General features: G+C 62.9%; 22 protein-coding genes and 1 pseudogene. 8 read left to right on the top strand and 15 right to left on the bottom strand.

Annotated elements, in window-relative coordinates; genetic code table 11:
• Position 1: 1 nt before the first annotated feature.
• Positions 2-181: pseudogene (locus ACIOMR_RS12085) on the top strand (cupin domain-containing protein); the annotation flags it as partial.
• 6 nt (positions 182-187) lie between these two features.
• Here the strand turns inward: ACIOMR_RS12085 and ACIOMR_RS12080 are convergent.
• On the bottom strand, positions 188-1,051 hold the full coding sequence (locus ACIOMR_RS12080) for a LysR family transcriptional regulator (RefSeq protein ID WP_177008642.1): 864 nt from the start codon (positions 1,049-1,051) through the stop codon (positions 188-190).
• Positions 1,052-1,153: 102 nt separating this feature from the next.
• On the opposite strand from ACIOMR_RS12080, the gene ACIOMR_RS12075 reads away from it, so the two are divergent.
• On the top strand, positions 1,154-2,152 hold the full coding sequence (locus tag ACIOMR_RS12075; RefSeq protein WP_401194284.1) for a quinone oxidoreductase family protein: 999 nt from the start codon (positions 1,154-1,156) through the stop codon (positions 2,150-2,152).
• Positions 2,153-2,390: 238 nt separating this feature from the next.
• Here ACIOMR_RS12075 and ACIOMR_RS12070 read toward each other — a convergent pair whose 3' ends face one another.
• The 3 genes from ACIOMR_RS12070 to ACIOMR_RS12060 form a co-directional block, all read right to left on the bottom strand.
• A complete protein-coding gene (locus ACIOMR_RS12070; RefSeq protein WP_401194281.1) occupies positions 2,391-2,777 on the bottom strand; it encodes a phage infection protein in 387 nt (128 codons plus the stop codon).
• Between the two features lie 137 nt (positions 2,778-2,914).
• Positions 2,915-3,637, bottom strand: coding sequence for a pirin family protein (locus tag ACIOMR_RS12065; protein ID WP_008434624.1), 723 nt, complete (start codon positions 3,635-3,637; stop codon positions 2,915-2,917).
• A gap of 83 nt (positions 3,638-3,720) precedes the next feature.
• Positions 3,721-4,152, bottom strand: a complete 432-nt coding sequence (locus tag ACIOMR_RS12060; protein ID WP_023658747.1) for an AraC family transcriptional regulator — start codon at positions 4,150-4,152, stop codon at positions 3,721-3,723.
• A gap of 170 nt (positions 4,153-4,322) precedes the next feature.
• Here ACIOMR_RS12060 and ACIOMR_RS12055 point away from each other — a divergent pair, with 170 nt between their 5' ends.
• The 4 genes from ACIOMR_RS12055 (at position 4,323) to ACIOMR_RS12040 (ending at position 8,460) form a co-directional block, all read left to right on the top strand.
• Positions 4,323-4,913, top strand: coding sequence for an antibiotic biosynthesis monooxygenase (locus ACIOMR_RS12055; RefSeq protein ID WP_177028409.1), 591 nt, complete (start codon positions 4,323-4,325; stop codon positions 4,911-4,913).
• Positions 4,910-6,748, top strand: a complete 1,839-nt coding sequence (locus tag ACIOMR_RS12050) for an amidohydrolase (RefSeq protein WP_401194276.1) — start codon at positions 4,910-4,912, stop codon at positions 6,746-6,748. The genes ACIOMR_RS12055 and ACIOMR_RS12050 overlap by 4 nt, the downstream gene beginning before the upstream one ends.
• A gap of 18 nt (positions 6,749-6,766) precedes the next feature.
• Positions 6,767-7,390 (top strand): isochorismate family cysteine hydrolase YcaC, encoded by a 624-nt coding sequence (gene ycaC, locus ACIOMR_RS12045; RefSeq protein WP_161635723.1) that lies wholly within the window; start codon positions 6,767-6,769, stop codon positions 7,388-7,390.
• A 182-nt stretch (positions 7,391-7,572) separates the two neighbouring features.
• Complete coding sequence (locus tag ACIOMR_RS12040; protein WP_401194273.1) at positions 7,573-8,460, top strand: LysR family transcriptional regulator; 888 nt, start codon at positions 7,573-7,575, stop codon at positions 8,458-8,460.
• Between the two features lies 1 nt (position 8,461).
• Here ACIOMR_RS12040 and ACIOMR_RS12035 read toward each other — a convergent pair whose 3' ends face one another.
• The 11 genes from ACIOMR_RS12035 to ACIOMR_RS11985 all read right to left on the bottom strand — a co-directional run bounded on the left by ACIOMR_RS12035 (position 8,462) and on the right by ACIOMR_RS11985 (position 23,660).
• The gene (locus ACIOMR_RS12035) at positions 8,462-11,167 is read right to left on the bottom strand and encodes a TonB-dependent receptor plug domain-containing protein (RefSeq protein WP_401194270.1); all 2,706 of its coding nucleotides are present in this window, start codon (positions 11,165-11,167) and stop codon (positions 8,462-8,464) included.
• Between the two features lie 36 nt (positions 11,168-11,203).
• Complete coding sequence (locus tag ACIOMR_RS12030; RefSeq protein ID WP_003211308.1) at positions 11,204-11,695, bottom strand: RidA family protein; 492 nt, start codon at positions 11,693-11,695, stop codon at positions 11,204-11,206.
• A gap of 25 nt (positions 11,696-11,720) precedes the next feature.
• Positions 11,721-13,295 carry a flavin monoamine oxidase family protein gene (locus ACIOMR_RS12025; protein WP_401194267.1) on the bottom strand — a complete coding sequence of 525 codons (1,575 nt, stop codon included), beginning with the start codon at positions 13,293-13,295 and terminating at the stop codon, positions 11,721-11,723.
• 26 nt (positions 13,296-13,321) lie between these two features.
• A complete protein-coding gene (locus ACIOMR_RS12020; RefSeq protein WP_401194264.1) occupies positions 13,322-15,442 on the bottom strand; it encodes a TonB-dependent receptor in 2,121 nt (706 codons plus the stop codon).
• A 309-nt stretch (positions 15,443-15,751) separates the two neighbouring features.
• On the bottom strand, positions 15,752-16,711 hold the full coding sequence (locus ACIOMR_RS12015; protein ID WP_177008637.1) for a D-isomer specific 2-hydroxyacid dehydrogenase family protein: 960 nt from the start codon (positions 16,709-16,711) through the stop codon (positions 15,752-15,754).
• Positions 16,708-17,886 (bottom strand): acyl-CoA dehydrogenase family protein, encoded by a 1,179-nt coding sequence (locus ACIOMR_RS12010; protein ID WP_401194261.1) that lies wholly within the window; start codon positions 17,884-17,886, stop codon positions 16,708-16,710. The genes ACIOMR_RS12015 and ACIOMR_RS12010 overlap by 4 nt, the downstream gene beginning before the upstream one ends.
• Before the next feature lie 139 nt (positions 17,887-18,025).
• Positions 18,026-19,030 (bottom strand): ABC transporter substrate-binding protein, encoded by a 1,005-nt coding sequence (locus ACIOMR_RS12005; protein ID WP_003211303.1) that lies wholly within the window; start codon positions 19,028-19,030, stop codon positions 18,026-18,028.
• A 13-nt stretch (positions 19,031-19,043) separates the two neighbouring features.
• On the bottom strand, positions 19,044-20,387 hold the full coding sequence (locus ACIOMR_RS12000) for an LLM class flavin-dependent oxidoreductase (RefSeq protein ID WP_008434605.1): 1,344 nt from the start codon (positions 20,385-20,387) through the stop codon (positions 19,044-19,046).
• Between the two features lie 13 nt (positions 20,388-20,400).
• Positions 20,401-21,357, bottom strand: coding sequence for an ABC transporter substrate-binding protein (locus ACIOMR_RS11995; protein WP_003211301.1), 957 nt, complete (start codon positions 21,355-21,357; stop codon positions 20,401-20,403).
• 102 nt (positions 21,358-21,459) lie between these two features.
• Complete coding sequence (locus tag ACIOMR_RS11990) at positions 21,460-23,040, bottom strand: rhodanese-related sulfurtransferase (RefSeq protein WP_401194256.1); 1,581 nt, start codon at positions 23,038-23,040, stop codon at positions 21,460-21,462.
• Complete coding sequence (locus ACIOMR_RS11985; RefSeq protein ID WP_008434600.1) at positions 23,037-23,660, bottom strand: cysteine dioxygenase; 624 nt, start codon at positions 23,658-23,660, stop codon at positions 23,037-23,039. Before ACIOMR_RS11985 ends, ACIOMR_RS11990 begins: the two co-directional genes overlap by 4 nt.
• 220 nt (positions 23,661-23,880) lie before the next feature.
• On the opposite strand from ACIOMR_RS11985, the gene ACIOMR_RS11980 reads away from it, so the two are divergent.
• Positions 23,881-24,786 carry a LysR family transcriptional regulator gene (locus ACIOMR_RS11980; RefSeq protein ID WP_401194253.1) on the top strand — a complete coding sequence of 302 codons (906 nt, stop codon included), beginning with the start codon at positions 23,881-23,883 and terminating at the stop codon, positions 24,784-24,786.
• A gap of 107 nt (positions 24,787-24,893) precedes the next feature.
• Complete coding sequence (locus ACIOMR_RS11975) at positions 24,894-25,688, top strand: class II aldolase/adducin family protein (protein WP_401194250.1); 795 nt, start codon at positions 24,894-24,896, stop codon at positions 25,686-25,688.
• Positions 25,689-25,954: the final 266 nt, after the last annotated feature.

Below are 25,954 nucleotides of genomic sequence, written 5' to 3'. Positions count from 1 at the left end.
GGGGGAGGCCGTGCGGGCCATTCGCCCCGGCGACACGGTATGGATTGCACCCGGTGTCAAGCATTGGCATGGCGCCACGGCGAACACCGCCATGACCCATATCGCGATCAACGAAATGCTCGACGGCAAGGTGGTGGACTGGATGGAGCAGGTCAGCGACGAACAGTACGCCGCGCAGTAATCGGTCTCACCGCCGCAACTGCGGCTCGCCTTCAATGCAGCTCACCAGAAACTCCATCACCACCTTCACCGAAGGCGAGCGGCGCATATCCGGATACACCGTCAGCCAGATATCGCGAACCGGGCCTTCGGTGTTCGTTGCCAACCGCACCAATGCCGCGTCGTGATCGCCCACCAGCGTGGGCAACACCACTGCACCCACCTGGGCCCGGGCGGCCATTTGCTGGGTGATCAGGTCGCTGGCGGCGAAGGCAATCGTGCGGTTGCCGCGCACCTGGTGCATCCACGCCTGTTGGGGCAGATGGTCGCGGGTGGCGTCATAGGCAATGAACGTCCACTGTTCAGCGGGCAGTTGTTTGAGCTCGGGCGTGGCATAGAGGCCGAAGCGTACGGCGCCGACCTTTCTGCGTACCAGCGCTTCTTCATCGGGACGCACCGTGCGCAGGGCAATGTCGGCTTCGCCTTTGTCGAGGGCGGCCAGCGTCGTCGAGGACATCAACACGATATTCAGCTTGGGATACTGCGCCCTGAAGCGTGCGACATGGGGCGCGATGCAGTGGATGGCAATCGACGGCGGGCAACTGACCCGCACGGTGCCGGCCACTTCGATCGAGGCCACGCGGGACAGGCGCATCACTTCGGTGGCCATCTCGCCCATGCCGGCCGCCAGCTTCGCCAATGCCAGGCCTTCCTCGGTGAGCGGCCGGCTGCGGGGCAGGCGATCCACCAGTTTGACGCCGAGGGCTTTTTCCAGGGCATCGACGCGCCGGCCGACGGTGGCGTGTTCCACCTGCAGTTCGCGGGCGGCAGCCGACAGTGATTGGGTGCGCGCCAGCACGGTGAAGAAATACAGATCCTGCCAGTCGAACATCGGGTTATTTCCGCACGGAGGGTGGGAGGTATTGGGGAATTCTCGTACAGAGTAGCGCCTTTTACCATGGCGCATTCCCACTGCAAACGGAGTTGTCCCGCGATGAAAGCCCTCACCCTTGAAACCTACGGCGGCCCGGAAGTTGTTCAACTGCGCCACGATGTCCCTACACCTCAGGTGACATCCGCCCATGTGCTGGTCAAGGTGGCCTGCGCCGGGATCAATTTCATGGATGTGCACACCCGCCAGGGCAAATACGCCAGCTCGGTGACCTACCCGGTTAGGCTGCCGTGCACCTTGGGCATGGAAGGGGCCGGTGTGGTGGTGGCGGTGGGCGAGGGCGTGAGCCATCTGGCGCCGGGTGATCGAGTGGCCTGGTGCATTTCATGGGGCGCGTTCGCCGAATACGCCAGCGTACCCGCCGCGCGGGTGGCGCAAATTCCCAATGCGATCAGCTTCGATCAGGCGGCTGCGGCGATGTTCCAGGGCTGCACGGCTCACTACCTGATTGAAGATGTTGCGCGGTTGCAGGCGGGCAACAGCTGCCTGATCCATGCCGCGTCCGGCAGCATCGGCCAGTTGCTGGTGCAAATGGCCCGGCGACTCGGTGCCACGGTGCTCACTACCGGTAGCAGCGCCGAAAAGTGCGCGATTGCCCTCGAGCGTGGTGCCGATCAAGCCTGGCAATACGACGGTTTTGCCGAACGAGTGTTGGAGGCAACGCAGGGGCAGGGCGTGGATGTGGTGTTCGACTCGGTGGGCAAGGCCACCTTACGCGAGAGTTTCAGGGCGTGCCGTACGCGCGGGTTGATCGTCAATTACGGCAACGTCTCCGGTTCGATCACTGACCTCGATCCGATGGAGTTGGGGGAGGCCGGTTCACTGTTCCTTACTCGCCCACGGCTCAACGACCACATGGCCGACGGGCCTACGGTGCAGAGGCGTGCCAATGCGGTGTTTGCGGCGGTGCTCGAAGGTTCGCTGACGGTGGATATCGAAGGGCATTACACGCTGGAAGAGGTGCAGCAGGTGCACGCGAGGATTGAGGCACGGCAGCAGATTGGCAAGGCGGTGGTGTGGCTGGACCGTGAACTTCACTAATGGCCAGAGAGCTTGTGTGGCGAGGGAGCTTGCTCCCGCTGGGCTGCGAAGCGGCCCCAACACCTGCCAATGGGGTCTTCCTGGAGAAACGCGGTGAGTTCATTGGGGCTGCTGCGCAGCCCAGCGGGAGCAAGCTCCCTCGCCACAGGGGTCGTGGCGCTTGTGAGGATCAGTTAACAGCAGGCGAAAAAAAGCCGGCTGATCAGGCCGGCTGGGGGTGAACCGCGAACGACAGGGGTTACGCGCGGTTTTCCATCAGGCGGTCAGCGCCACCTTCAGCTACACGGTTTTCTTGAAGACGGTCAGCACCACCTTCAGCTACACGGTTGCCTTGAAGACGCTCAGCACCACCTTCAGCTACACGGTTGCCTTGAAGACGCTCAGCGCCACCTTCAGCTACACGGTTTTCTTGAAGGCGATCAGCACCACCTTCAGCAACACGACGTTCCAGCAGGCGATCAGACCCGCCTTCAGCAACGCGGCGTTCCAGCATACGGTCAGACCCACCCTCAGCCACGCGGCTGTCCATCAGGCGATCCGCGCCGCCTTCAGCGAGGGCAGGTTGGGTAAAGGCGCTTACAGCAAGTACCGAGAAAGCGAGGCTAAGCAAGAGTTGGCGTTTCATGAGGGTGTGCTCCGGGAAAGTCGTTGGTTGGTATGGATGCGATGTTACGCGGCAGATTTTTTAAGAGAACTTCATTGGGCTGATGGTGACTATCGACGCCAGCGATGGCCCGTTTTCCCGGGCCATCGCGTCGCTCATCACGGCATTTCTGGCAGTTCCCGAGGGCGCAGGTCGAACACCAGCACCTCGGCGTCCTCCCCATGGCTCAGGTGAATCTCCCGCTCATCGCGCACTCGGGCACCGTCGCCTTCGTGCAAGCGCTGGCCATTGACTTCAACGCTGCCCCGCGCCACATGGATGTAGGCGTAGCGTTCCGGGGCCAGCGGCAGGCTGGCGGTTTCAAAGCCGTTGAACAGCCCGGCATACACCCGCGCGTCCTGGCGCACGCCGAGGGAGCCGTCGGTGCCTTCCGGCGAGATGATCAACTGCAACCGGCCGCGTTTCTGCGCCTCGGTGAAGTGCTCCTGCTGATAGCGCGGTTCGGCGCCCGCCACATCCGGCACGATCCAGATTTGCAGGAAGTGCACGCCCTGGGTGTGGCTGTGGTTGAACTCGCTGTGGGCCACGCCGCTGCCGGCGCTCATCAGTTGCACATCGCCGGGGCGGATCACCGAACCGGTGCCCAGGGTGTCCTTGTGTTCCAGGGCGCCTTCGAGCACATAGGAGAAAATCTCCATGTCGCGGTGCGGGTGTTGGCCGAAGCCCTTGCCGGCGGCAACCCGGTCATCGTTGATCACCAGCAGGTCGGAAAAACCCTGTTCCTTGGGGTTCCAGTAGTTGGCGAACGAGAAGGTGTGGAACGACTTCAACCAACCGTGATTGGCGGCGCCGCGTTCCGAGGCTTTGCGAAGGGTCAGCATGGGGTGTTCTCCTCAAGGGAAGCTTGGCTGCGAGATGCAGGGCTTCGGTGTGAGGAGAAGATTACTGGTTAACGATAGGTTGATTAAGAAGCTGAAATCGGAATGACTGTCTCTTTTAGATTGACGATCGCCAGCTGTGCCGTCCGCAGATGATGGCGGTAGCGCAGCTGAAGTTTGCGCCAGGCCATTGGGTTCACGCCTTCGCTGCGGCTGAACAGGTGACAGAAGTGCGCCTGGTCGCAGAACCCGCATTCCTGGCTGATCTGCGTCAGGCTCAGGGCGGAGCCGGTGATCAGCACCTTGGCCTGCTTGATGCGTTGCTGGCGAATCCATTCCTGGGGCGATACACCGGTGGTGCGCTTGAAGGCCCTGGAGAAATGGCTGCGGGACAGCTCACAGGCGCGAGCCAGTTCCGTCACCTCCAGGGGGCCAGCAAGATTGGCGAGGATCAATTGCTTGACCCTCTGTTCCCGCTCTGAACACAAGGTTCCGGTTGCAGCTGCTGGTTGAGCCATGATCGCTATCCGTGGTCGATGGGCGCTTGTTTTCACACACCTTACCGGTGAATGAATCCCCAGTGTAGACCGCTGCAAGCATCTGTTGAACTGAGCACATGCATGCAATTTTTCTGGATCGGGCCGTCGCACACTAGCGCGAACGTTCAAGCATCCAGGGGAAGGGCACGATGGACTCAACAGCACAAGGCGGGCCGGACGAGGTCGTGACCCTGGTGGTCAAGCACCGCATAAAACCCGGGCTTGAAGCCGACTACGAAGCCTGGCTGCGACGCATCGTGCGTATTGCCGGTGAGCGTCCCGGGCACCTCGGCGTCGATGTGGTGCGCAGTAAACAGGGCGGGTTGGCGCTATTCACCTGCGTGCTGCGTTACCGCTCCACCGAAGACCTGGAGCGCTGGCTCGATTCGCCGCAGCGCCTGGAGCTGATCAACCAAGCCGCACCGATGCTGGCCGACGGCGACCAGACCGAAGTCGGCGCGGTCAACGAGTTCTGGTTCTCGCCCCTGGCCGATACTGCCGCCAAGCCGCCGCGCTGGAAACAGGCAGTGGTCACGCTGCTGGTGATCCTGCCGCTGACGTTGCTGGTGCCGATCATCTGGGGCCCGGTACTGCGGCTGCACCCGTTCCTGTCCAACTACATCGTCGCCACCTTCCTGGTCACCCTGACCATCGTTGTACTGGTGGTTTACCTGCTGATGCCGGCGGCCACCCGCCTGTTCGCGCCCTGGCTTGAAGCCTCTGTAAAGGAAACCCTATGAACGCCGACCTGATTCTGTTCAATGGCCAGTTCCACACCGTGGACCGTGAAAATCCCCGCGCCACGGCAGTAGCGATCCACCAGGGACGCTTCGTCGCGGTGGGCACCGACGGCGAAGCCATGGCCCTGCGCGGCAGTGGTACCCAGGTCATCGACCTCAAGGGTCGCACTGTCATCCCTGGCCTCAACGACTCGCACCTGCACCTGATCCGTGGCGGCCTGAACTACAACCTCGAACTGCGCTGGGAAGGCGTGCCGTCACTGGCCGATGCCCTGCGCATGCTCAAGGATCAGGCTGACCGCACGCCCACGCCGCAGTGGGTGAGGGTGGTGGGCGGCTGGAACGAATTCCAGTTCGCTGAAAAGCGCATGCCCACCCTCGACGAACTCAACCAGGCCGCCCCCGACACGCCGGTGTTCGTGCTGCACCTGTATGACCGCGCCTTGCTCAACCGCGCGGCCCTGCGGGTGGCCGGCTACACCAAGGACACGCCGAACCCGCCCGGCGGCGAGATCGTGCGCGACCATAACGGCAACCCCACCGGCATGCTGGTGGCGCGGCCCAACGCGATGATTCTCTACGCGACCCTGGCCAAGGGCCCGAAACTGCCCCTGGAATACCAGGTGAATTCCACCCGCCAGTTCATGCGCGAACTCAACCGCCTGGGCCTGACCAGTGCCATCGACGCCGGCGGTGGTTTCCAGAACTATCCCGACGATTACGCCGTGATCGAACAGTTGGCCAAGGACCAGCAACTGACCGTGCGCATCGCCTACAACCTGTTCACCCAGAAGCCCAAAGAAGAACTCAGCGACTTCAAGAACTGGACCGGCAGCGTGACCCTGCATCAGGGCGACGACTACCTGCGCCACAACGGCGCCGGCGAAATGCTGGTGTTCTCGGCGGCCGACTTCGAAGACTTCCTCGAGCCACGCCCGGACCTGCCGCTGACCATGGAGCAGGAACTGGAACCGGTGGTGCGCCACCTGGTGGAACAGCGCTGGCCGTTCCGCCTGCACGCCACCTACAACGAGTCGATCTCGCGGATGCTCGACGTGTTCGAGAAGGTCAACCGCGACATCCCGTTCAACGGCTTGCCATGGTTCTTCGACCACGCCGAAACCATCACCCCGCAGAACATCGAGCGCGTGCGGGCGCTGGGCGGCGGCATCGCGATCCAGGACCGCATGGCGTTCCAGGGTGAGTACTTTGTGGAGCGCTACGGCGCCAAGGCCGCCGAGGCCACGCCGCCGATCAAACGCATGCTCGCCGAAGGCGTGCCGGTGGGCGCTGGCACCGACGCCACCCGGGTGTCGAGCTACAACCCCTGGACCTCGCTGTACTGGATGGTCAGCGGCCGCACCGTCGGCGGGCTGGAACTGCACGCCGAGGGGCTGCCCCGGCTGACGGCCCTGGAACTGTTCACCCACGGCAGCGCCTGGTTCTCCTCCGAGCAAGGCAAGAAGGGCCAGATCAAGGTCGGCCAACTGGCGGACGTGGCGGCACTGTCGGCGGACTTCTTCAGTGTCGAAGAGGAAGCCATCAAGTGGATCGAATCGGTACTCACCGTGGTCGGCGGCAAGGTGGTGTACGGCGCCGGCGACTTTGAAGATTTCGCACCACCCAGCGTGCCGGTGCTGCCGGACTGGTCGCCGGTGGTCAAGGTACCGGGCCACTGGCGCCCGGCGTCAGCGCTGCAAGCCCAGGTGCACCAATGCAGCGGCCCCTGTGGCGTGCATGCCCATAGCCATGAACGGGCGCGTCTCTCGAACGTGCCGGTCAGCGACTTCCAGGGTTTCTGGGGCGCGTTTGGCTGCTCGTGTTTTGCCTTCTGAATCTAACCCCAAAAGAGTATTCCCATGACTTACAAACGCCTGAACAAAGATGACGCCGTGGTCCTGCTGGTGGATCACCAGACCGGCCTGATTTCCCTGGTGCAGGACTTCTCGCCCAACGAGTTCAAGAACAACGTGCTGGCCCTGGCGGACCTGGCCAAGTTCTTCAAGCTGCCGACTATCCTCACCACCAGTTTCGAAAGCGGCCCCAACGGCCCGATGGTGCCGGAGCTGAAAGAACTGTTCCCGGACGCGCCGTACATCCCGCGCCCTGGCCAGATCAACGCGTGGGACAACGAAGACTTCGTCAAGGCAGTGAAAGCCACCGGCCGCAAGCAACTGATCATTGCCGGGGTGGTGACCGACGTGTGCGTGACCTTCCCGACGCTGTCGGCCCTGGCTGAAGGGTTTGAAGTGTTTGTGGTCACCGATGCTTCGGGCACCTTCAATGAGACCGTGCAACAGGCGGCGTGGGCACGCATGACGGCGGCCGGTGCACAGCTGGTGAACTGGTTCTCGGTGGCCTGCGAGCTGCAGGTGGACTGGCGCAACGACATGGAAGGCCTGGCGAATCTGCTGTCGCCGCGTATTCCCAACTATCGCAATTTGATGAACAGCTACTCGGCGCTGACGGCCAAATAAACCGCTCTCTGATATGCAGGTAATCCAATGTGGGAGCGGGCTTGCTCGCGAAGGCGGTGTGCCAGTCAATACATGTACCGACTGACCCACCGCCTTCGCGAGCAAGCCCGCTCCCACATTTTGATTTGTGGTGTGGCGACTGACCGGCTATAAAACAGCCCAGCGTCCACCGAGAAGCGACAATGAACCCCTTCGAAGACATGCGCCTGTTTTGCCAGGTCATGGAATCCGGCAGTTTCACCGCTGCCGCCGAGCATCTTGGCCTGTCCAAGCAATTTGTCAGCCGCCGCCTGATCCAGCTGGAAGAGCGCCTCGGCGTACGCCTGCTCAACCGCTCCACCCGCCGCCTGGACGTCACGCCGCTGGGCCAGAGTTACTACGAATCCGCCCTGCGCCTGCTCAGTGAAGTCGAGCAAGTGGAGCAGGGCATCGCCGGGCAAAACACCGAGCCCCGAGGCACCATTCGCCTGAGCGCGCCGTTGTCGTTTGCCATGGCGCACCTGGGTTGCCTGTTGCCGCTGTTCCTGCAACGCCACCCTCACGTCACCGTGGAAGTGGACCTCAGCGACCGCCCGGTAGACCTCATCAGCGAGGGCTACGACCTGGTGCTGCGCATCGGCACCCTCGAGGATTCGACCCTGATCGCCCGACGCATCGCCAGTGTGCAGCGCGTCTACTGCGCCAGTCCCGACTACCTGGCCCGCCACAGCACGCCGCAGAGTCCCGATGACCTGGCCGATCACGCATGCCTGCCTTACGGCCATGGTCGCCAGGTGCAATGGCACTTCAAGGTCGATGGCAAACCCCACACCCGCAACGTCAGCGGGCGCATGCGGGTCAACAACGGTGAGCTGCTGCGGGATGCCGCCGTGGCCGGGTTGGGCATCACCTATCTACCCCATTTTATCGTTGCCCAAGCCTTGCAGGACGGCCGCCTGGTGACGCTGCTGGATGACTGCGCGCCCGAACCCCTGACCCTTTCCGCCGTTTACCCCCAGCACCGCCAGAGCTCGCGCCCGGTGCAGGCGTTGATCGAGTTCCTGCGTGAACGCCTGGCCGGCGGTTGTTGAATCAGAACGCGTACTGCACCCGGCTGTAGTAATACCCGCCGGTAAACCCGAACGGCGAATAGCTGCCCCAGTTATCGCCGAACGACGAGTTCTTCACGCCGATGTGATCCGGGTATTTGTCGAACAGGTTCTGCGCACCTACGGCCACCGTCAGCTGTTTGGTGATCGCGTAGGCCACGTCGAGGTCAGTGATCCACTGGGCCGAATACGTGCGGTCCAGGCTCGCGTCGCTGGAGCTGTTGACCTCGGTGTAGGTGCCGTAGCGAGTCAGGCGCAGGTTGACGTCGAAGTCGTGGATCGCCCAGTCGGCGGAGAAGATCATCTTGCTGCTGGGTGAAGTCTTGGTGATCAGTGCCCGTGACTGGCGACCCATCAACTGGAAGTTGCCCAGGGCGGCGAGCTGCGCCGGGGTGTCGTTGACGCTGAGGATCTGCGTGTGGTTGTAGTTCAGCGCCGCCGTCCATTTCACCGAGCCGTAGCGGTCGAGGTTCTGCCGGTAGTTGCCCACCACGTCCACCCCGGAGGTGCGGGTGTTGGCGCCGTTGGTGAAGTACTGCGCGCCCGCCGTGGCCGGTACGCCGATGCTGTCCAGCAGGGAGGCAATGCCCGGGCCCTGGAAGCGTTCGCTGAGCACCAGGCGGTCCCGCAGGTTGATCACGTAGCCGTCCACCGTGAGGCTCAAGTCATCGCTTGGGGTCACGGCGAAACCGAGGCTGAAGTTGGTCGAGCGCTCCGGCTTCAGTGACTTGGCACCCAATGCCTGGGCGCCGGCGGAATCCACCGGCAGGATCACGTAGTTATACGACTGGTACACGCCATTGATGGTGTCGAACCCGGTGGAGCGTGCGGTGAAGATCTCGTTGGCCAGGGACGGTGCGCGAAAGCCGTTGCTCACGGTGCCGCGCAGGGCGAACACCGGGTTGAACGCATACCGCGTGCTGAGCTTGCCGCTGCGGGTACCGCCGACGCCTTCGTTGTAATGTTCGTAGCGTCCGGCCACGCCGACGTACCACTGCTCGGTGGGGTAGAACCCGAGGTCGACATAGCTGGCGACGCTGTTGCGGCTGACCTTCTGCGCGTCTTCCGGACGGATGCCGTTGGTGACCTGAGCCCCCGGATCGGGACGCTGCCCGGCACGCGGATGGCCTGCCGGGAACACGTAGTCGCCATCGATATAGGAAGCCTCGGAGCCGGCGCGGGTCTCGTAGCTTTCGCGCCGGTGCTCCAGGCCGAACGCCACGTCCAGCGGCTTGGCCAGGCCGATCTCGTAGGTGTTTTTCAGGTCGAGGTTGGTGGTGAGCTGGTCGGCGATGTAGATCCCGGAGGTGAACTTGTTCGGTGTGCTTTCGCCCAGGGACGGGTTCTGGTTGTCGTAGGTGCGCTGCTTGGCGTAGTTGCGCCCGTAGGTGCTGCTCAGGTCCCAACCCCAGCCGCCGCCGAGGTCATTGCCCTTGGCGCCGAAAGCCGATTGGAAGTCGGTCTCGTTGACCAGCCAGTACGGGCTGTAGCCATCGGGGTATCCATTGGGCCCGGTGGTGATGGTGTTGCGGCCGTTGGGCAGGCGGAAGTTCTGGCCGTCGTTGTTCTCCCGGGTGGCCAGGGTGGAAAACGAGTACAGCGTCAGGTTGTCGTTCAGCGGCAGGTCGAGGTTGTACGCCACATCGCCCAACTGGCTGCGGGGCGAGCCGTAGCCTTTGTAGGTGTGGTGGCTGGAGGTGGCTTCGCGCGGGTCGGGGGAACCGTCCGCCAGCGGGTAGTAATGGCTGCTGTAGCCGTTGCTGCCGGCCTTGTTGTCGCGCTCCTGGTAGCGGGTGTCGAGGGACACGTTGAGCACCCCGGCTTCCCCCACCTGGAAGCCATAGTTCAGCGCCTCCTGGCCGGTGCCGCGCTTGCCGTCGTAGTTCTGGCCCAGGGTGGTGTCGGAACTGCCGCCGGTGGTCTGCTTGAGGATGATATTGATCACCCCGGAAATCGCATCCGAGCCGTACTGCGCCGCCGCACCGTCGCGCAGCACCTCCACATGGTCGATGGCAGCCACCGGGATCAGATCGAGGTCGCTGGGGGCCGCGCCGCTGTTGATGCCGTTGATGTTCAGGGTGGCGCTGGTATGGCGGCGTTTGCCGTTGACCAGCACCAGTACGTGAGAGGCGGTGAGGCCGCGTAGGGTGGCCGAACGCACCACGCCGCTGGCATCCCAGCCGGCGCGGTCGGGCAGGTTGAACGAGGGGATGAGCTTGCCCAACGCTTCGAGCAAACTTGGCTTGCCCACGGCCCGCAGTTGTTCGCCGCTGATCACATCAATCGGCGTGGGGCTGGTGGTGACGGTACGTTGTTCGGCGCCACGGTTGCCGGTGACCACCACGGTGTCGAGGGTGGGGGAGCGGTCTTCGGCAGATTCGACGCCGAAGGACGCCAGGCCGCACGCCAGCGAGAGCGGCAGGAGTTTCAGATGATTGTACCGGTGTAGCCTTTTACGGTGAGCGAGCTTGCTGTGGCGAGTGGGCTTGCTGTGGCCAGGGAGCTTGCTGTGGTGAGGGAGCTTGCTGTGGCGAGGGAGCTTGCTCCCGCTGGGCTGCGTAGCAGCCCCAATACCGTCGCCACAGTCTTCCGAGGAAATTGCGGAGTCAGGCTTCAGGGCCGCTGCGCGCCCCAGCGGGAGCAAGCTCCCTCGCCACAACGGTGCCGTCAGCCAGTTGAATTTTCGCATGAGAGTGGAGCTCCTTGGTCTCGAGTGATGTCCCTGTCAGCGTTTGCGCGCGGCAACCGCTTCGATTTCTACCAGCCCGCCGGGCAATGGCAACGCGACGACTTGCACCGCGGTGCGCGCCGGTTTTTTCGGCTGCTCGGCACTGCCGAAAAACGGCGTGTAGCCTTCCTGCAACCCGGCAAAGTCGAGCTTGCCGCCCTTGGCTGGATCGCCCACCAGGAATATCCGCAGCTGCACCACATCTCCCAAATCCAGGCCCTGGCCTTGCAGCACACCCTTGAGCTTGTTGAGGATCGACGTGGTCTGGATGGCCGTGTCGCCATAGGCGGCAAACGAGTCTTTCGGCGCCTTGGGGTCATGCAGGTCGGCCAGCAACCCACTCACAAACAGCAGCTCGGTCTGCGGCGGCACCGACACCGCCAATGAGATCGGGAAATTCGAGTTCGGCAGCGGCACGCGCTTGATCTCATCGGCGTGGGCGGCAAGGGTGGTGGCGGTCATCAGCAGTCCTGCAAAAAGCGTCTTCATCGGTTCATTCCTTGAGAGAGAAAAGTCAGGCAGCGACGCCCGGTTGCTGGCGTTCGGCATGCCGGCCGATCAGCGAGACGATGCGCCGCGCCGAATCGGCGGCGCTGTTCTGCCAGATGCCGACGCCGCCGTGGGCGAGGGCGTCGCTGGCCAGGTACGTGCGGCCCTGGGGCTCGTTGAGCACGCGGTAGGCGCTTTCGCCGACCTCGTCGTTGACGATCCACGGGCCCTTGCTGTAGCTGACTTTCGACCAGTTGATCGCCACCGGTTTTTGCAGCTTGGCGCTGTGGCCGGGGTGCAACAGCTCCACCGCCTGGCGTGAGGAGGCGAACTGTTCGGCCAGGGATTTCTGGCTGAAGGCCTGGGCCGATTCACTGGTGTTGTAGGCCGCCACCAGAATCCCCTGGGCGCTGTTGAGGCGGTCGCTGGGGTACCACAGGCCTTTGACTTCATGGTCGAGGTACGACAGGCCGCCGTAGATGTTGAAGTCGGTTTCCCAGAAGCGCGGCGCCTGCCAGGCCACCTTGTTGGCCTGGTCGCTTTGCGCGGTCTGGATCGCCTGCTTGAAGCGTGCCGTGAAGTTGGTTGGCAGCTTGGCCAGCAGCGGCAAGGGCACGGTGACAATCGCGTAGTCGGCACTCAGCACCTGGGTCTTGCCGCTGATACGGTCGCGGTAGGTGATTCGGCTGCCTTGCTCCGAGGTCTGGATATCGCTGACTTCGGCGTTGAAGCGCACCGCATCTTTCAGATGCTCGTAGAAGGCATACGGAATGCGGTCCATGCCGCCCACCGGCTGGAACATGGTGGAGGAAAACTCCGGGATTTCATCGAATACCAGCGCGCCCCATAGCTTGGGATTAAGCAGGGTCTGCAGCTCCAGCGGCGCGCGGGTCACGCCGGTCTGGTCGCCGGCGCCGGGCACGCGGGTGTAGCCGGAGCGCACCGAACCCTTGTATTGCAGGTCGCCGTTGAGGTCGCCGTACACTTTGAGGAAACTCAGCAACGCCTTGCGGTCATCCACGCTCAGGTCCTGGTCCAACGCCTTGCGGCTGACTGTGCGGGCCAGCAGTTCCGAGAGCTGGCCACGGGTGTCATTGACCGCCTGGCGCAACTGGAACGCCGGTTGCTGCGTATCCGGCCGGGCCAGGGCGTTGCGGCTGCTGTTGACCAGTACTTGCAGCTCCACACCCAGCTCGCGGCAGTAGCCGAGGATCGTCTGGTGGTGGCTGGGAATACGCGCGGGGCCGGCGTTGAAAAACTGCCCGTCATCAAAGTCGACGGTCTGGCTGACGCCGTCGTCGAAATCGACCTTGGTGCCTCGGCGCAGGGTCCAGTTGCGTCCACCCACCCGGTCGCGGGCTTCCAGGATCGTCACGTTGAACCCGGCCTTGCGCAGCTCATAGGCGCTGACCAGCCCGGAGATCCCGGCGCCGACCACCACCACCTGCTTGCCTTTGCCGGTGCTGCCCAATTGCAGCGGGGTAAAGCTCGATGCCACCGCCTGAGGCGTCAGCCCCAGCGCGCCCAATGCGCTGACAGCGGCGGAATAACCGCCCACGGCGGCAATACGGGAAATCAGTTCCCTGCGGGTAAAAGCCATGATTCGCTCCTTGAGATAGCGGTTTGTCAGAGGTCGTAGCGCACGGTCAGCAACAGGGTTCGCGGGTCGTTGACCGAGTAGTAGCGGGCGCCGCTGGAGGGCACGTAGCCCACCGACTGCGGGTAGGCGCGGTCCAGCAGATTTTTCACCGCCAGGGTGGTGGTCCAGTGGCCGTCGCCACTGATGTAGCGGGTGTTGGCGTTCCAGAAGGTCTGTTGCGGGATTTCCTGGATGTCGTCGTTCAATGCGTTGGCGTAGGACTTGGTCTGGAACTGCGCATCGGTGCCTGCCAGCCAGGTGCCCGGCAGCCCGGCCGGGATGGTGTAGTTCAGGCCAACGCTCGCGTTCCAGCGTGGCGAGAACACCAATTGCTTGCCGTTGGCATCCACCCCGGCACCGCTGGCGTTCTGGAAGTCGTCGTACTTGCTTTGCAGGTAGCCGACGTTGGCGGTCAGTTGCAGGTCGCGGCTCAGGGCGGTGAGGGTTTCCAGCTCCACGCCGTAGGTGTGGGCACGGCCGACGTTGGTGCGCAGGCTCACCCCCAGCGCCGGGTCATAGGCGTTGGTTTGCAGGTCTTTGTAGTCGTTGTAGAACAGCGCGACGTTGGCCCGCAGGCGCTGGTCGAAGAAGTCGCCCTTGACCCCGGTTTCCCAGGTGGTCACGTCTTCCGGGGAGAACGCCTGTTCGGCGGCGGCCTGGGTGGGGGCGCGGTTGTCGTAGCCACCGGCCTTGAAGCCCTTGGCGACGTAGGCGTACTGGTTCAGGTGCGGGGTCCAGGCGTATTCGAAGCCGATCTTCGGGCTGGTGGACTGCCAGGATTTGCTCGACTCGGCGGTGAAGTTGGTGCCGGTGATTTGCCGGTCGGTGTTGATCGCGTAGTTGGTGAAGTCGAAATTCTTGTGCTCGCGGGTAAAGCGCAGGCCGGCGATCAGCGACAGTTGTTGCGTCAGCTTGTAGGTGCCCTGGCCATACAGCGCATAGCTTTCGGTGTTGGTGGTGCTGTATTGGCCCTGGCCGATCACCCGATTGCGGGCGATGGAATAGGTAAGGTTGTCGCGGTCGGCGTCGAACTTCTCGCGGTACAGGTACACCCCGGTGCTGAAGCTGAAATCGTCGTAGTCGCCGTTGAGCTGGAACTCCTGGGTCGCATAGTTCTGCTTGTAGAGAATCAGGTTGTTCTGGATCAGCGCGGCTTGCCCTGAGTTGTCGTAGTCCACCGGTTGGTGGAACGCCGAGTAGGCGGTCACCGATTTGAAGTTCAGGTTGTCATTGATCGCGTAAATCGCCCGCAGTACCGAGCTGCCCTGGTCCAGGCGGTTTTTCGGGTCGAGGCTGCTGTAGCTCTTGAATTTGTCGAAATGCCCGTTGGCGTCGAAAGGCGTGTAGCTGGTGGTGTCGCCCCGGTCGAAGGTACCGGCCAGGGTCAGTTGCACATCCCACGGCGAATCCACCGGATTGTAGCGCAGCTTGCCGCGGTAGGACTGGATGTCGACGTTGTTTACATCCTTGCCCCGGGTGGGGTCGGAGACGGTGCCGTCGCGGCTCAGGCGGATCGCCGAGAAACTGCCGAACAGCGCGTTGTCCACCAGCGGGCCGCTGATCAGCAGGCGTGCGTTCTGCGCGTCGTAGTTGCCGGCGCCCAGCTCTACAAAACCACGGGTTTCCTGGGTCGGATCGCGGGTGATCACGCGGATCGCACCGGCGCTGCTGTTGCGCCCGTACAGGGTGCCCTGGGGCCCGCGCAGCACTTCGACACGCTCCACATCGTTGAAGTCGAGCATCGACGAAATCGCACGCGGGATGTACAGGTCATCGGCATACACGGCGACGGCGGCTTCCTGGATCGGGTCGGTTTCACCGATACCGCGAATGCCGTAGGTCTGCGCGCTGTAGGAGATCGACTGGCGGCTGAGTGTCAGGTTCGGCACCTGGCCCGAGAGGTCGCGCACGCTGTTGATCTGCTTGTCTTCCAGGGCCTTTTCATCAAACGCGGAAATCGCCAGCGGGGTTTTTTGCAGGTCTTCGCTGCGGTGCTCGGCGGTGACATTGACCACCGGCAGGGCGGTGTCGTCGGCGTGAACGGCGAGGCCGAACAGGGCGAGGGAGATGGCCAGTGCCAGGCGATTGGGTACGGCGGTAGGACTCATGATGGACCCCTGAGGTGGTTGACGGTTTAGGCAAAATTGGGCCTCCACCTGGTCAGGGGTCGGTACTGGATGTAACAGTATTTGTATAAATGCCGGGCGTAAAAGTCCGATTAGCTATAAGTTAATTATAAAAAACAGGTATGTATTGGTTTGAATGTGATGCGTAAGGCTGATGATATTTTTCAGCCTACAAAAAACAAATGTGGGAGCGGGCTTGCTCGCGAATGCGGTCGCTCAGTCAACATTGATAGTGACTGAAACACCGCATTCGCGAGCAAGCCCGCTCCCACATTTTGATCTCTGTTGGGTTTAGTAACCGCGTTGGGTATCAGCGAGGTTTTCCAGCGGCCGATCGCTCAGATACCTTTCCAGATTGCCCAGGAAACTGTCCGCAATGTCATGCCGGCTATTGGTCGAAATCGCCGACGTATGCGGCGACACCCTGACCCTCGGATGCCCATACAACGCATGCCCGTCCGGCAATGGCTCGGGCTCGGTCACATCCAGCGAAGCCAGCCCGATATGGCCGCTGTCCAGCGCCTCCAGCAGCGCCTCATGATCCACCAATCCTCCCCGGGCAATATTGATCAGGTGCAACCCTGGCTTGGCATTCGCCAGCGCCTCCCGATCGACGATATGCCGTGTGGCCTCCGTCAGTGGCGCTGCCAGCACCAGGTGATCGGAACGCGCAAACAGGTCATGGATATCCCGCGCCGCGTCCACACCCTCCACGTCAAACGGCGTGTCACTTTGGCGTAATGCCACCACCTTGATCCCCAACCCATGAGCCTTCTGCGCCAGGCTGCGGCCAATCGCGCCAAACCCGAGAATCCCCAGGGTGGTGCCCTTGAGCGGGCGCAGCGGGGTGAACTGCCACTGGGCATCCTTTACCCAGATATCCGGCAAATGCTTGGCCGCCGCGAAGATTGCCGCGAGGGCGAACTCGGCGAGGTTTTCGGCGGCGCTGCCCCGTGAGGTGCTCACCGGCGGCCCGTTGAACAGCCACCTGGGATAGAAGTCGATGCCCGACGACACCACCTGGATCCACTGCACGCCGTACGGCCAACCCGGTGGCGGTGTGTCCGGCGCGGTGTAGCCGCGCACATTGATCGGCCGGGCCAGCAGGATATTGGCCTGGGCCGGCAAGTCGCTGGGCACACCGGCCGGCACGCTGATCACCTCGGCACCGGGGTGCGTGAGGGCCAGGCGCTGGCGGATGACTTGATTGAAATCTTCGTCCAGCTGGCTGGCGATAATCACCTGGCTCATGGGCGTTCCTTATGTCGTTGAGCGAAGACGGCCTTGCCGACGCCTTGCAGCACCGCGTCGTTCTGCGGGGTATGCACGCGGCTGCACAGCACGTCGCGGTAATGCCGCTGCAGTGGGCTGTGTCGGGACAGGCCGGGATTGCCGGACGCCTCGATGGCCAACTCGACGGCACGGATCGCGTTGCCGGTCACCAGGTATTTGATCTGTGCGGCGTGGGCTGCCGGGGTGTGCCCGTCGGCGGCGGCGTCCAGCAGGCTGCGGTTGGCAAACAGCAGAGTGTCGATATGCCCGACGGTCTCCTGAAAGCGCGGCAAGGTCGACAGCGCGGCGCCGAGGTTGGACGGCTTGCGTTGTTCCAGCCAGTCCACCAGCCAGTCGCGCGCGGCCTGGGCCACGGCGTCGTACACCGATGAGAGCAGTACCGACATCCACAGGAACCCGTCACCGTCCAGTTCCGCCTGCGGTGCACTCCAGGGGCTGACGCTGACCGCGTGGTCCAGCGGCACCAGCACGTTGTCGAACACCACTTCATGGCTGCAGGTGGCGCGCATGCCGAGGTGGTCCCAGGTGTCGATGATGCTGATGCCGGGGCTGTCCCTGGGCACCAGCCAGGCGCCTACCAACGGGTCTTCATCGCTGCTGCGGGCCCACACGCTGAACCAGCTCAGGCCATGGCTGCCGGTGGAGTAGATCTTGCGCCCGCTGATGCGCCAGCCGGCGGCGGTACGCCGGGCGATGGTCGCGGGCAGGCCGCCACGGGCCGGGGTGCCGAGATCGGGTTCGACGCGCAGGGCATTGATCAGCGCCCCATTGCGCACAGCGTCTTCGGCGACCTGGATGCGCAGGGCGGGCGGCCAGGTTTTGCTGTCTTGCAGGCGCGTGTGTTGCAGGTACTGCATCACCAGGATCAACGCGGTGGACGGCTCGCCCTTGGCAATCGCGCTGATGGCCTTGCGCGCCTGGCTCAGGTTGGCACCGCCACCGCCGAGGGCCTTGGGCACGGTCAGGGCGACGAGGCCGTGTTCGTGCAGCAGCTTGAAGTTGTCGTGGGGGAAGGTGCCGCTTTCATCAACGCTGTGTGCAGTGGCGGCGAGCTGGGCGCTGAGGCGTTCCAGCAAGGCTTCGAAATTGGCCACTTCCACGGAGCGCAGTGACGGTTGAGAAGAAAGGCTCATGATGGGTGTACTCGTTCAAAATGTGGGAGCGGGCTTGCTCGCGAAAGCGGTGTGTCAGGTTGCACATCCGTTGGCTGATCCACCGCTTTCGCGAGCAAGCCCGCTCCCACATGGGTTATTCGGCGTTTTCGAAGGCGGGTTATATCGGCAGCAACTTGAACTGCCGGTCCCACAACGGGCTGACATCCAGCCGCTCGTTCAATACCCCGGCATTGAAGAACAGGTCCGCCACTTCCTGTTGCGAAGCGATGGCCTGGTCGTTCACCTCGATCACGCTGTAGGGCTGGCTGCGGTTGTTGTACACGTCGAGGAACACTGCCTTGTCTACACCGAGCAACTTCGCCGATTTTTCAGCCCACGGCTCAGGGTTGTTGTTCATCCATTCCAGCGTGCGCGCCTGGCGCTGCAAGTAATCCTGGATCGCCTGTTTGCGCAGTGGGTCTTCCAGGGCGGCGGGGCGGGCGCCGATCAGGTAGTTGCCGGAGAGGTAGCCGAGGGCGGTTTTCAATACCCGGGCGCCGCTGCGGAATTTCGCCAGCTGGATAAACACCCCGTAGATCACCCAGGCGTCCAGCTGGCCACTCTGGAACGCGCTGAAACCGTCCTGTGGCGTGAGTGCCACGGGGGTGATGTCGTTGAAGGTCAGCCCTTGCTCCTTCAAGGCCTTGATCAAGAAGTAGTGCGAGGTGGTGGAGCGCACATAGCCCACACGCTTGCCTTTCAACTGGGCGATGGATTCAATTTTCGACTCCTTGGGAATCAGGATCACCTGGTTATTCACGTCACCTTGCAGCACCGCAATCAGCTTAGGCTCGCGGTGGCTCTGGATCGAGAAGATCGGCGGGATCTCGCTCATGCCGCCAATGTCCAGGCTGCCGGAGGCCAGCGCTTCGACGATCAGGTTGCCGCCGGCGAACTCGGCGTAGTCGACTTTATAGGGCGTGTTGGAAGTGCCGGCGTCGTCGGTGAAGTACGAGTCCTGGCCACGGTAGGTGGCGACGGCCAGGGTCAGGTCCGAGAGCTTCGCAGGTGCAGCGAAAGCCCGGGGCACCAGCGAGGCGAGGCCCAGCGCGCCAAGGGCAATCGAACTGGCACCCAGGAAGCCGCGACGATTGAACTGTCCGTGTTTGATCGTGTTCGTCATGGTCGTGCCCTGGTCAGATGGCGATCTGCGTTGGTTGAGTTTCGAACGGGGTGCTGTAGCGGTTCGCCGGCACGTCCAGGCCAAGGTTTTCCCGCAGGGTGGCGCCGCTGTATTCGCTGCGCAACAGCCCGCGTTGTTGCAGCACCGGCACTACCAGCTCGGTGAAGTACTGCAAGCCGTCCGGCAGCAGTGAATTGATGATGAAGCCGTCGGCCGCGCCGGCTTCGAACCAGGTCTGGATCGCGTCGGCGACCTGCTCCGGGGTACCGACAAAATCGCGCTTGGGCCGGGAGAACCGCAGGGCCACTTCCCGCAGGGTCAGGCGTTCATCGCGGGCCAGTTGCTTGATGCGGTCGGAGCCGCCTTTCTGGCTGTTGGAGCCCAGGTCGCCGAGTTCCGGGAAGGGTTCGTCCAGCGGGTACTTGCTGAAATCGTGGTCGTTGAACGGGCGGCCCAGGGCGACGATTGCGTCCTCGACGGTCACCAGCTCCACAGCTTGCTGATAGCGGCTTTCCACCTCGGCTTCGTCGCGGCCAACAATCGGCCGGATGCCCGGCAGGATCGACAACTGATCAGCATCACGGCCAAAACTGCGGGCGCGTTTCTTCAAGTCCTGGGCGTAGGCTTTGGCTTCGTCGAAGGTCTCGGCATGGACAAAAATCGCGTCGCTGTTTTCGGCGGCAAAATTGCGCCCGTCCTCGGAAGTGCCCGCCTGGAAAATCACCGGCTGGCCCTGGCGCGAGCGGGCGATATTCAGCGGGCCCTTGACCGAGAAAAACTCGCCTTTGTGTTCCAGTGCATGCAGCTTGCCAGGGGTGAAAAATTCGCCGCTTTGCTTGTTGTACGCAAAGGCATCGTCTTCCCAGGAATCCCACAGGCCCTTGACCACATTCACGTGCTCCCTGGCGATGCGGTAGCGCACGGCGTGGGGCGGGTGCTCGGCCTTGCCGAAGTTGTCGGCGGTGCCGCTGAGCCACGAAGTGACCACGTTCCAGCCGGCGCGGCCGCCGCTGATGTGGTCCAGGGAGGCGAACTGGCGCGCCACCTGGAACGGTTCGGTGTAGCTCACGGTGACGGTCGCCACCAGGCCGATGTTCGAGGTCAGGGCCGCCAGGGCCGAAAGAATGGTCAGCGGTTCAAAACGGTTGAGGTAGTGCGGGCTGGATTTTTCATGGATATGCAGGCTGTCGGCGATGAACACGAAGTCGAACTTCGCGCCTTCGGCCAGTTGCGTCTGATGCTTGTAGAACCCGAAGTTGACGCTGGCATTGGGTTGCGCCTGCGGGTGGCGCCATTCGCCCCAGCCGTGACCGACGCCGTGCACCATGGCACCGAGTTTCAGTTGGCGTTTGCTCATGTTCTCTCTCCTTTTAGCGGGAAGCCTGGGTAAGCGGGGCACGTTTGGCGTTGAAGCTTTTGTCGAAGCCTTGGGAGACGTCGATGTGTTTGGTCAGCAGGCCTTCGTCCTGATAGATGTCGGCGGTGGTTTGCAGGCCGCTGATCACCGAGTCGTCAATCGCCACCGGTTGCATATGGGTGGCGTTGGCCACGGCTACGTGCACCTCCAGCGGCAAGCCGGTGATTTTGGCCATGGCGGCGGCGAACGCCTGCGGGTGATCGTTGCTCCAGCGGTAGGCGCGGTCGACCCGGGCCACGAAGTCGTCCAGCTGCACGCGCTTGTCGGCAATCGCCTTGCTGGTGGCGGCGAGGTACAGGTGATTGCTCAGCAGGTTGTTGCCGCTGGCAAGGACCCTTGCCTGGCTCTGGCTGGTGACCACGGTGGTGTAGGGGTCCCAGGTCGACCAGGCATCGGCGGTGCCGTTATCCAGCACCAGCCGTGACTCGCTGGGCAGCAGGAAGATGAACTGCACGTCGTGGGTGGAAAGGCCGGCGCTGCGCAGCGCCTTGATCGCCAGGAAGTGCCCGATGGAGCCGCGGGTGGTGACGATGCGCTTGCCCTTGAGGTCGGCAAGATCGTGGATCGGGGAATCTTTCGGAACAATCAGCGCGGTGGTGTTGCGGCCTTCGGCGTGGATGATGCTCACCACCTTCAGCGGTGCTCCGGCACCGAGGGCGAACACGTAGGGCGCATCCCCCAGCGCGCCGATGTCCACGGCCCCGGCGTTGAGGGCTTCGCCCAGCGGTGCGGCGGCGGGGAACTCGGACCACTGGATTTCGTAGGGCACATCCCGGGTTTCGCCGGCGACTTCCAGCAGCGCCTTGATGGTGGATTTCTGGTTGGCCACTCGCAGGGGCTGCAGGTCGGCGGCCTGGCAAGTCGCACCCAGGGTGAGGGCGGCCAGTAAAAGGGCAAGGGTAAAGCGCATCAGGCGGGCTCCAGGCTAGGTCTTGCGTTCAGTCGCCTCCGCCTGGAGAAGGGGTCGGCTGGCAGTGGGAAGAGGAGCGAGCGGGCTCGCTCCTGGGGGTGTTCAGATCACATAAAACCCGTGGGTGCCGTCGCGGGCCAGCTGGTCCACCAGGCCGAACTCCCAGTCGAGGTAGGCCTGCATGGCTTCCTTCGGATTGTCGGTGCCTTCGTACGGGCGGCGGTAGCGGTCGATGCGCGGTGAAGCGAGGCGGGTCTCGCCTTCCTCCAGCGGCAGTTGCGCGGCGATCCAGCTGGCAGTGCCGTCCTGCAGCAGGAACACGGGCTTGCCGGTCAGCGCTTCGACTTGCGCCACCGCGAGGCGCGCCAGCTGGCTGCTGCCACAGGTCAACACGTAGCGTTCGGCAGCAGGCACCTTGCGCAAGGCTTCGGGCAACTGCCCGCGCAACGCCCACCAGGCACCGGGAATGTGGCGCTTGACGTAGTTGGCGCTGGCGGTGAAATCCAGTACTGCGGTGTCGCCATGAACCTGCCATTCGGCGAGGGTGTGCGGGCTGATGAGTTCGGCCTGTTGCGGCGCCGGGACGGGGGCAACCCAGGCCCCCGGTTCGCTGAAGTGCGCAGGTTGCAGGTCATCCAGCACATGCACTTCCCAACCCAGTTGTGCGAGCCAGGACGCAGACATATTGGCCCGCACGCCGTCGTCATCCACCAGTACCAGCCGGGCGCCGCGTACGCTGGCGACGTGATCGGTTTCCTGCACCAGTTGGCCGCCCGGTGTGGAGCGCGAGCCGGGCAGGTGGCCGGCTTCGAATTCTTCCGGGGTGCGTACGTCGAACAGGTAAGTGGTGCGCGTCGCTTCCTGCTGCCAGCGTTGCAGGTCGGCGAGGGTGGCGCGGCCTACGCGGGCCTTGTCGGCGACTTGGCGGGCGTCCCTGGCGGCGATCTGGCGGTGTTCTTCCGAGGTCGGCGCGAAGCGTCGAGCCTGGCCGTGTTGCAGCTTCTGCCCGGCCAGGGTCCAGCCGATGGTGCCGTTGCGCAGGGCAGACACCGGGTTGGCGATGCCGGCATTGATCAGCGACTGGGTGCCGATGATGCTGCGGGTACGCCCGGCGCAGTTGACGATAATGCGCGTGGCCGGGTCCGGTGCCAGCTCACGGGCGCGCAGCACCAGTTCGGCGCCGGGCACGCTGATGCCGGTGGGAATGCTCATGGTCTGGTATTCATCGAAGCGGCGGGCGTCGAGCACCACCACGTCGGCGTTGCTGTCGAGCAACGCCTGCACTTCTTCAGCCGCCAGCGACGGTGTGTGGCGCTGGCTTTCCACCAGCTCGCCAAAGGATTTGCTTGGCACGTTGACGTCGATAAACAGCTCGCCACCGGCGCTGCGCCAACCGTCCAGGCCGCCTTCCAGCAGGCTGACCTCGGTATAGCCGAGCGCCTGCAAGCGCTGGGCGGCGATCTGTGCCAGGCCTTCACCGTTGTCGTACACCGTCACCTGTGTATCCCGGCGTGGGATGCGTGAATACACTTCCAGTTCCAGTTTTGACAGCGGGATATTCGCGGCGAACAGCGGGTGGGATTCGGCGAAAGGCGCTTCCTCGCGCACATCCACAAGGGCGACTTCTTCACGGTCCAGGAGGGCCTGGCGAATCTGGGCGAAGCTGCGGTTCGATAGAGTCATGGGGCAGGGCTCTCTTTGGACAGGGCGTCTTTGGACAAATCCCAGATGTTCGGGAGAAAAGCGTTGGAATAACCGGAGATAAACAGTTTCTCGCTGCCGTCCGGCTGGTACACGGCGCGGCGCACCGCACCGATGTTGGCGCCATACACATGAATGCTGATGGACACCTGGTCACTGAAGGCATTGCTGACTTGATGGATGTCACCGATCTTCGGCGACACGGCTTCCACCTGGCCGGGTTCCAGCTGGATGCGCTTGCCGTCGGCGACCAGTGCGCCCTCGGCGTTACGCTCAAAGCCCTGGGAATACTCGGAACCGCGCAGCATGCCGATCAGCCCCCACACGCGATGGTCATGGATCGGCGTGGTCTGCCCCGGCCCCCACACAAAGCTGACGATGCTGAAGCGCTGGCGCGAATCGGCGTGCAGCAGGAATTGCTGATAACGCTCGGGGTCGGGTTGGGCAAACTCGTCCGGCAGCCAGTCATCGTGGCTGACCAGTTGCGCCAGTAGCTTGCCGCCGCGGTGCAGCAGGTCGCCTTCGCGAGGGTTGCCGTCGATCAATTCCGCCAGGGCGCCAATGAATGCTCTGAGTCTCTCCGGGTGTCGGGCCTGGGTCATGACAATTCCATCGTGGGTGGTTCGTGGTGATGGGTTTATCTAAGCATAATGTTTATAGTTAATATGCTATTTTTTAATGATTAGGTTATAGCGGAAAGTAATTTAGAACCGGTTTGAATAGCGTTAGACGTTATCGATCCGGGGGTTGGGCTATCCAGCCACCGTTTATGGAACTATGCTTTTCACACATCTTAATGACTGTTCTCTATGTGCGGCCCAAATGAAAATTGACGATATCGATGCCTTTGTCGAAGTGATTCGTTGCCAGTCCATCAGCCATGCCGCCGAGTCGCTGCAACTGACCCAGCCGGCCATTACCCGTCGCGTGCAGAACTTCGAGCAGGCGCTGGGGGTGGAGTTGTTCGACCGCAACACCAAGCCGCTCAAGCCTACTTTGATCGGAACGCGGGTGTATGAACAGTGCCGTTCGATCCTTCGGGAAATGGACGCCCTGCGTGAACTGGTGGCCACCGACGCGCCGCCCACCGGCCTGCTGCGCCTGGGGGTGCCGCAGACCATTGGCGACGTGGTGTTGCTGGACGCCCTCAAGCACCTGCGCAGTGAATTCCCCGAGCTGCGGGCCCAGGTGGCTACCGGCTGGGGCAGCCAACTGGTGGGCAAGATCGAGCGCGGCGAACTGGACGCGGCGGCGGCGCTGTTTCCGGCGGGCAAGATCTTCCCGGACAACATCGTCGGCGAGTCCATCGGCAAGATGGAACTGGTGGTGGTGTGTGCCAAGGCCCAACTGCCGAAGAAGCCCTGCAAGCTGGCGGACGTGTACCAGAATGGCTGGATCCTGAACCCGGATGGCTGCGGTTTCCGTGCCGGGTTGCAACGCACCCTGTCGGACCAGGGCCTGGCGTTGCGGGTCAACCTGGAGACCTTCGGCACCGAGCTGCAACTGGGCCTGGTGGCTGACGGCCTGGGCCTCGGCCTGGTGCCACGCCCGCTGCTGGAGCGCAGTGCCCATCGCGATCAACTGGCGGCCATGCCACTGAAGGATTTCAAGCCGGTGATGGACCTGTGGCTGATCTACCCGCATTTCCTGGGCAACCTGCAAGGGCCGGTGGACGCGTTTGGCAAGCTGGTGGCGGCGTCGTTGCACAAGGTGCGCAATGCGACGTGATATGAAAAAAAATAATAATTAGCTTAGATTAAAATGTACTTTTTATTATTTTTGGTCATCCCCTAGGCTTGCCTGGAAGTCCTTAAGGCCATCCAGGAAGTTTTGCCATGAGCAGCGTCACCTCGATCTCCAGTGTCTCGAACAACGTCCGCCAGCGGGTTACCCCGGAAGAGTGGGAGGTGCGCGTTAAACTTGCGGCGGCCTATCGGCTGGCGGCCTTGTACAAGTGGACCGACCACATCTACACGCACTTCTCCGCCCGGGTTCCGGGGCCTGAGGAGCATTTCCTGATCAATGCCTACGGGCTGTTGTTCGATGAGATCAGCGCTTCGAATCTGGTCAAGGTGGATATCGACGGCACGATTGTCGATGACCCTACGGGCCTGGGGATCAACTATGCGGGCTATGTGATCCACAGCGCTATCCATGGGGCTCGCCACGATTTGCAGGCCGTGCTGCATACGCATACGCGCGACGGTATTGCGGTGTCGGCGCAGAAGGGCGGGTTGTTGCCGATCTCCCAGCATTCCATCGGGTTTTCCGGGCGCGTTGCGTACCACGGGTATGAAGGTGTGGCCCTTGACCTGGATGAGCGTGAGCGGTTGGTGGCGGACCTGGGGGACAAGAGTGTGATGATCTTGCGCAACCATGGATTGCTGACGGCGGGGGTGAGTGTGGAGCATGCGTTCCAGCAGCTGCAGGGGCTGGAGCGGGCGTGCAATATCCAGATTGCGGCGCAGGCGGGGGGGAATGCCGAGTTGATCTTTCCGCCGGCGGAGGTGGTGGCCAAGGTGGAGAAGCAGGCAGAAGTGTTCAAGAGCGGGGATGGGCCGGGGGTGGCGCGGCACTGGAATGCGTTGATTCGGCAATTGGAGCGTACGGATACTGATTACAAACTTTGACGTTGTGGGGTTGGTATTTACGCTTGGTTGTGGGTGTATATCCGTTATTTGGGTGATGGCCGCCATTGGTTCCGCTCTTACAGCGGCTCACTTTTGAACAGCGCAAAAGTAAGCAAAACGCTCTTTCCCCACCACTCGGCACCTCGCCTAGGCTCGGTGTGCCCTCACGCAGGCTTTGGACCGTGGGCCGCCGTCATGGGCCATCCCTGGCCCAGGACGGCTAACCCGGCGTCCTGCCGGGTTACCCACGCTCCAAAGCCTGCGTT

It is taken from the genome of Pseudomonas sp. NPDC087814, from assembly GCF_044742865.1.
In the GTDB taxonomy this organism is placed as follows: Bacteria; Pseudomonadota; Gammaproteobacteria; order Pseudomonadales; family Pseudomonadaceae; genus Aquipseudomonas.
Note: the sequence above shows the minus strand (reverse complement) of the source record. Positions and strands in the feature narration are given on the sequence as shown.

Bases quoted from the DNA above. Each gene is read 5' to 3' on its own strand.
- ACIOMR_RS12080 (WP_177008642.1), bottom strand. From the start codon at position 1,051: ATGTTCGACTGGCAGGATCTGTATTTCTTCACCGTGCTGGCGCGCACC.
- ACIOMR_RS12075 (WP_401194284.1), top strand. From the start codon at position 1,154: ATGAAAGCCCTCACCCTTGAAACCTACGGCGGCCCGGAAGTTGTTCAA.
- ACIOMR_RS12070 (WP_401194281.1), bottom strand. From the start codon at position 2,777: ATGAAACGCCAACTCTTGCTTAGCCTCGCTTTCTCGGTACTTGCTGTA.
- ACIOMR_RS12065 (WP_008434624.1), bottom strand. From the start codon at position 3,637: ATGCTGACCCTTCGCAAAGCCTCGGAACGCGGCGCCGCCAATCACGGT.
- ACIOMR_RS12060 (WP_023658747.1), bottom strand. From the start codon at position 4,152: ATGGCTCAACCAGCAGCTGCAACCGGAACCTTGTGTTCAGAGCGGGAA.
- ACIOMR_RS12055 (WP_177028409.1), top strand. From the start codon at position 4,323: ATGGACTCAACAGCACAAGGCGGGCCGGACGAGGTCGTGACCCTGGTG.
- ACIOMR_RS12050 (WP_401194276.1), top strand. From the start codon at position 4,910: ATGAACGCCGACCTGATTCTGTTCAATGGCCAGTTCCACACCGTGGAC.
- ACIOMR_RS12040 (WP_401194273.1), top strand. From the start codon at position 7,573: ATGAACCCCTTCGAAGACATGCGCCTGTTTTGCCAGGTCATGGAATCC.
- ACIOMR_RS12035 (WP_401194270.1), bottom strand. From the start codon at position 11,167: ATGCGAAAATTCAACTGGCTGACGGCACCGTTGTGGCGAGGGAGCTTG.
- ACIOMR_RS12030 (WP_003211308.1), bottom strand. From the start codon at position 11,695: ATGAAGACGCTTTTTGCAGGACTGCTGATGACCGCCACCACCCTTGCC.
- ACIOMR_RS12025 (WP_401194267.1), bottom strand. From the start codon at position 13,295: ATGGCTTTTACCCGCAGGGAACTGATTTCCCGTATTGCCGCCGTGGGC.
- ACIOMR_RS12020 (WP_401194264.1), bottom strand. From the start codon at position 15,442: ATGAGTCCTACCGCCGTACCCAATCGCCTGGCACTGGCCATCTCCCTC.
- ACIOMR_RS12015 (WP_177008637.1), bottom strand. From the start codon at position 16,711: ATGAGCCAGGTGATTATCGCCAGCCAGCTGGACGAAGATTTCAATCAA.
- ACIOMR_RS12010 (WP_401194261.1), bottom strand. From the start codon at position 17,886: ATGAGCCTTTCTTCTCAACCGTCACTGCGCTCCGTGGAAGTGGCCAAT.
- ACIOMR_RS12005 (WP_003211303.1), bottom strand. From the start codon at position 19,030: ATGACGAACACGATCAAACACGGACAGTTCAATCGTCGCGGCTTCCTG.
- ACIOMR_RS12000 (WP_008434605.1), bottom strand. From the start codon at position 20,387: ATGAGCAAACGCCAACTGAAACTCGGTGCCATGGTGCACGGCGTCGGT.
- ACIOMR_RS11995 (WP_003211301.1), bottom strand. From the start codon at position 21,357: ATGCGCTTTACCCTTGCCCTTTTACTGGCCGCCCTCACCCTGGGTGCG.
- ACIOMR_RS11990 (WP_401194256.1), bottom strand. From the start codon at position 23,040: ATGACTCTATCGAACCGCAGCTTCGCCCAGATTCGCCAGGCCCTCCTG.
- ACIOMR_RS11985 (WP_008434600.1), bottom strand. From the start codon at position 23,660: ATGACCCAGGCCCGACACCCGGAGAGACTCAGAGCATTCATTGGCGCC.
- ACIOMR_RS11980 (WP_401194253.1), top strand. From the start codon at position 23,881: ATGAAAATTGACGATATCGATGCCTTTGTCGAAGTGATTCGTTGCCAG.
- ACIOMR_RS11975 (WP_401194250.1), top strand. From the start codon at position 24,894: ATGAGCAGCGTCACCTCGATCTCCAGTGTCTCGAACAACGTCCGCCAG.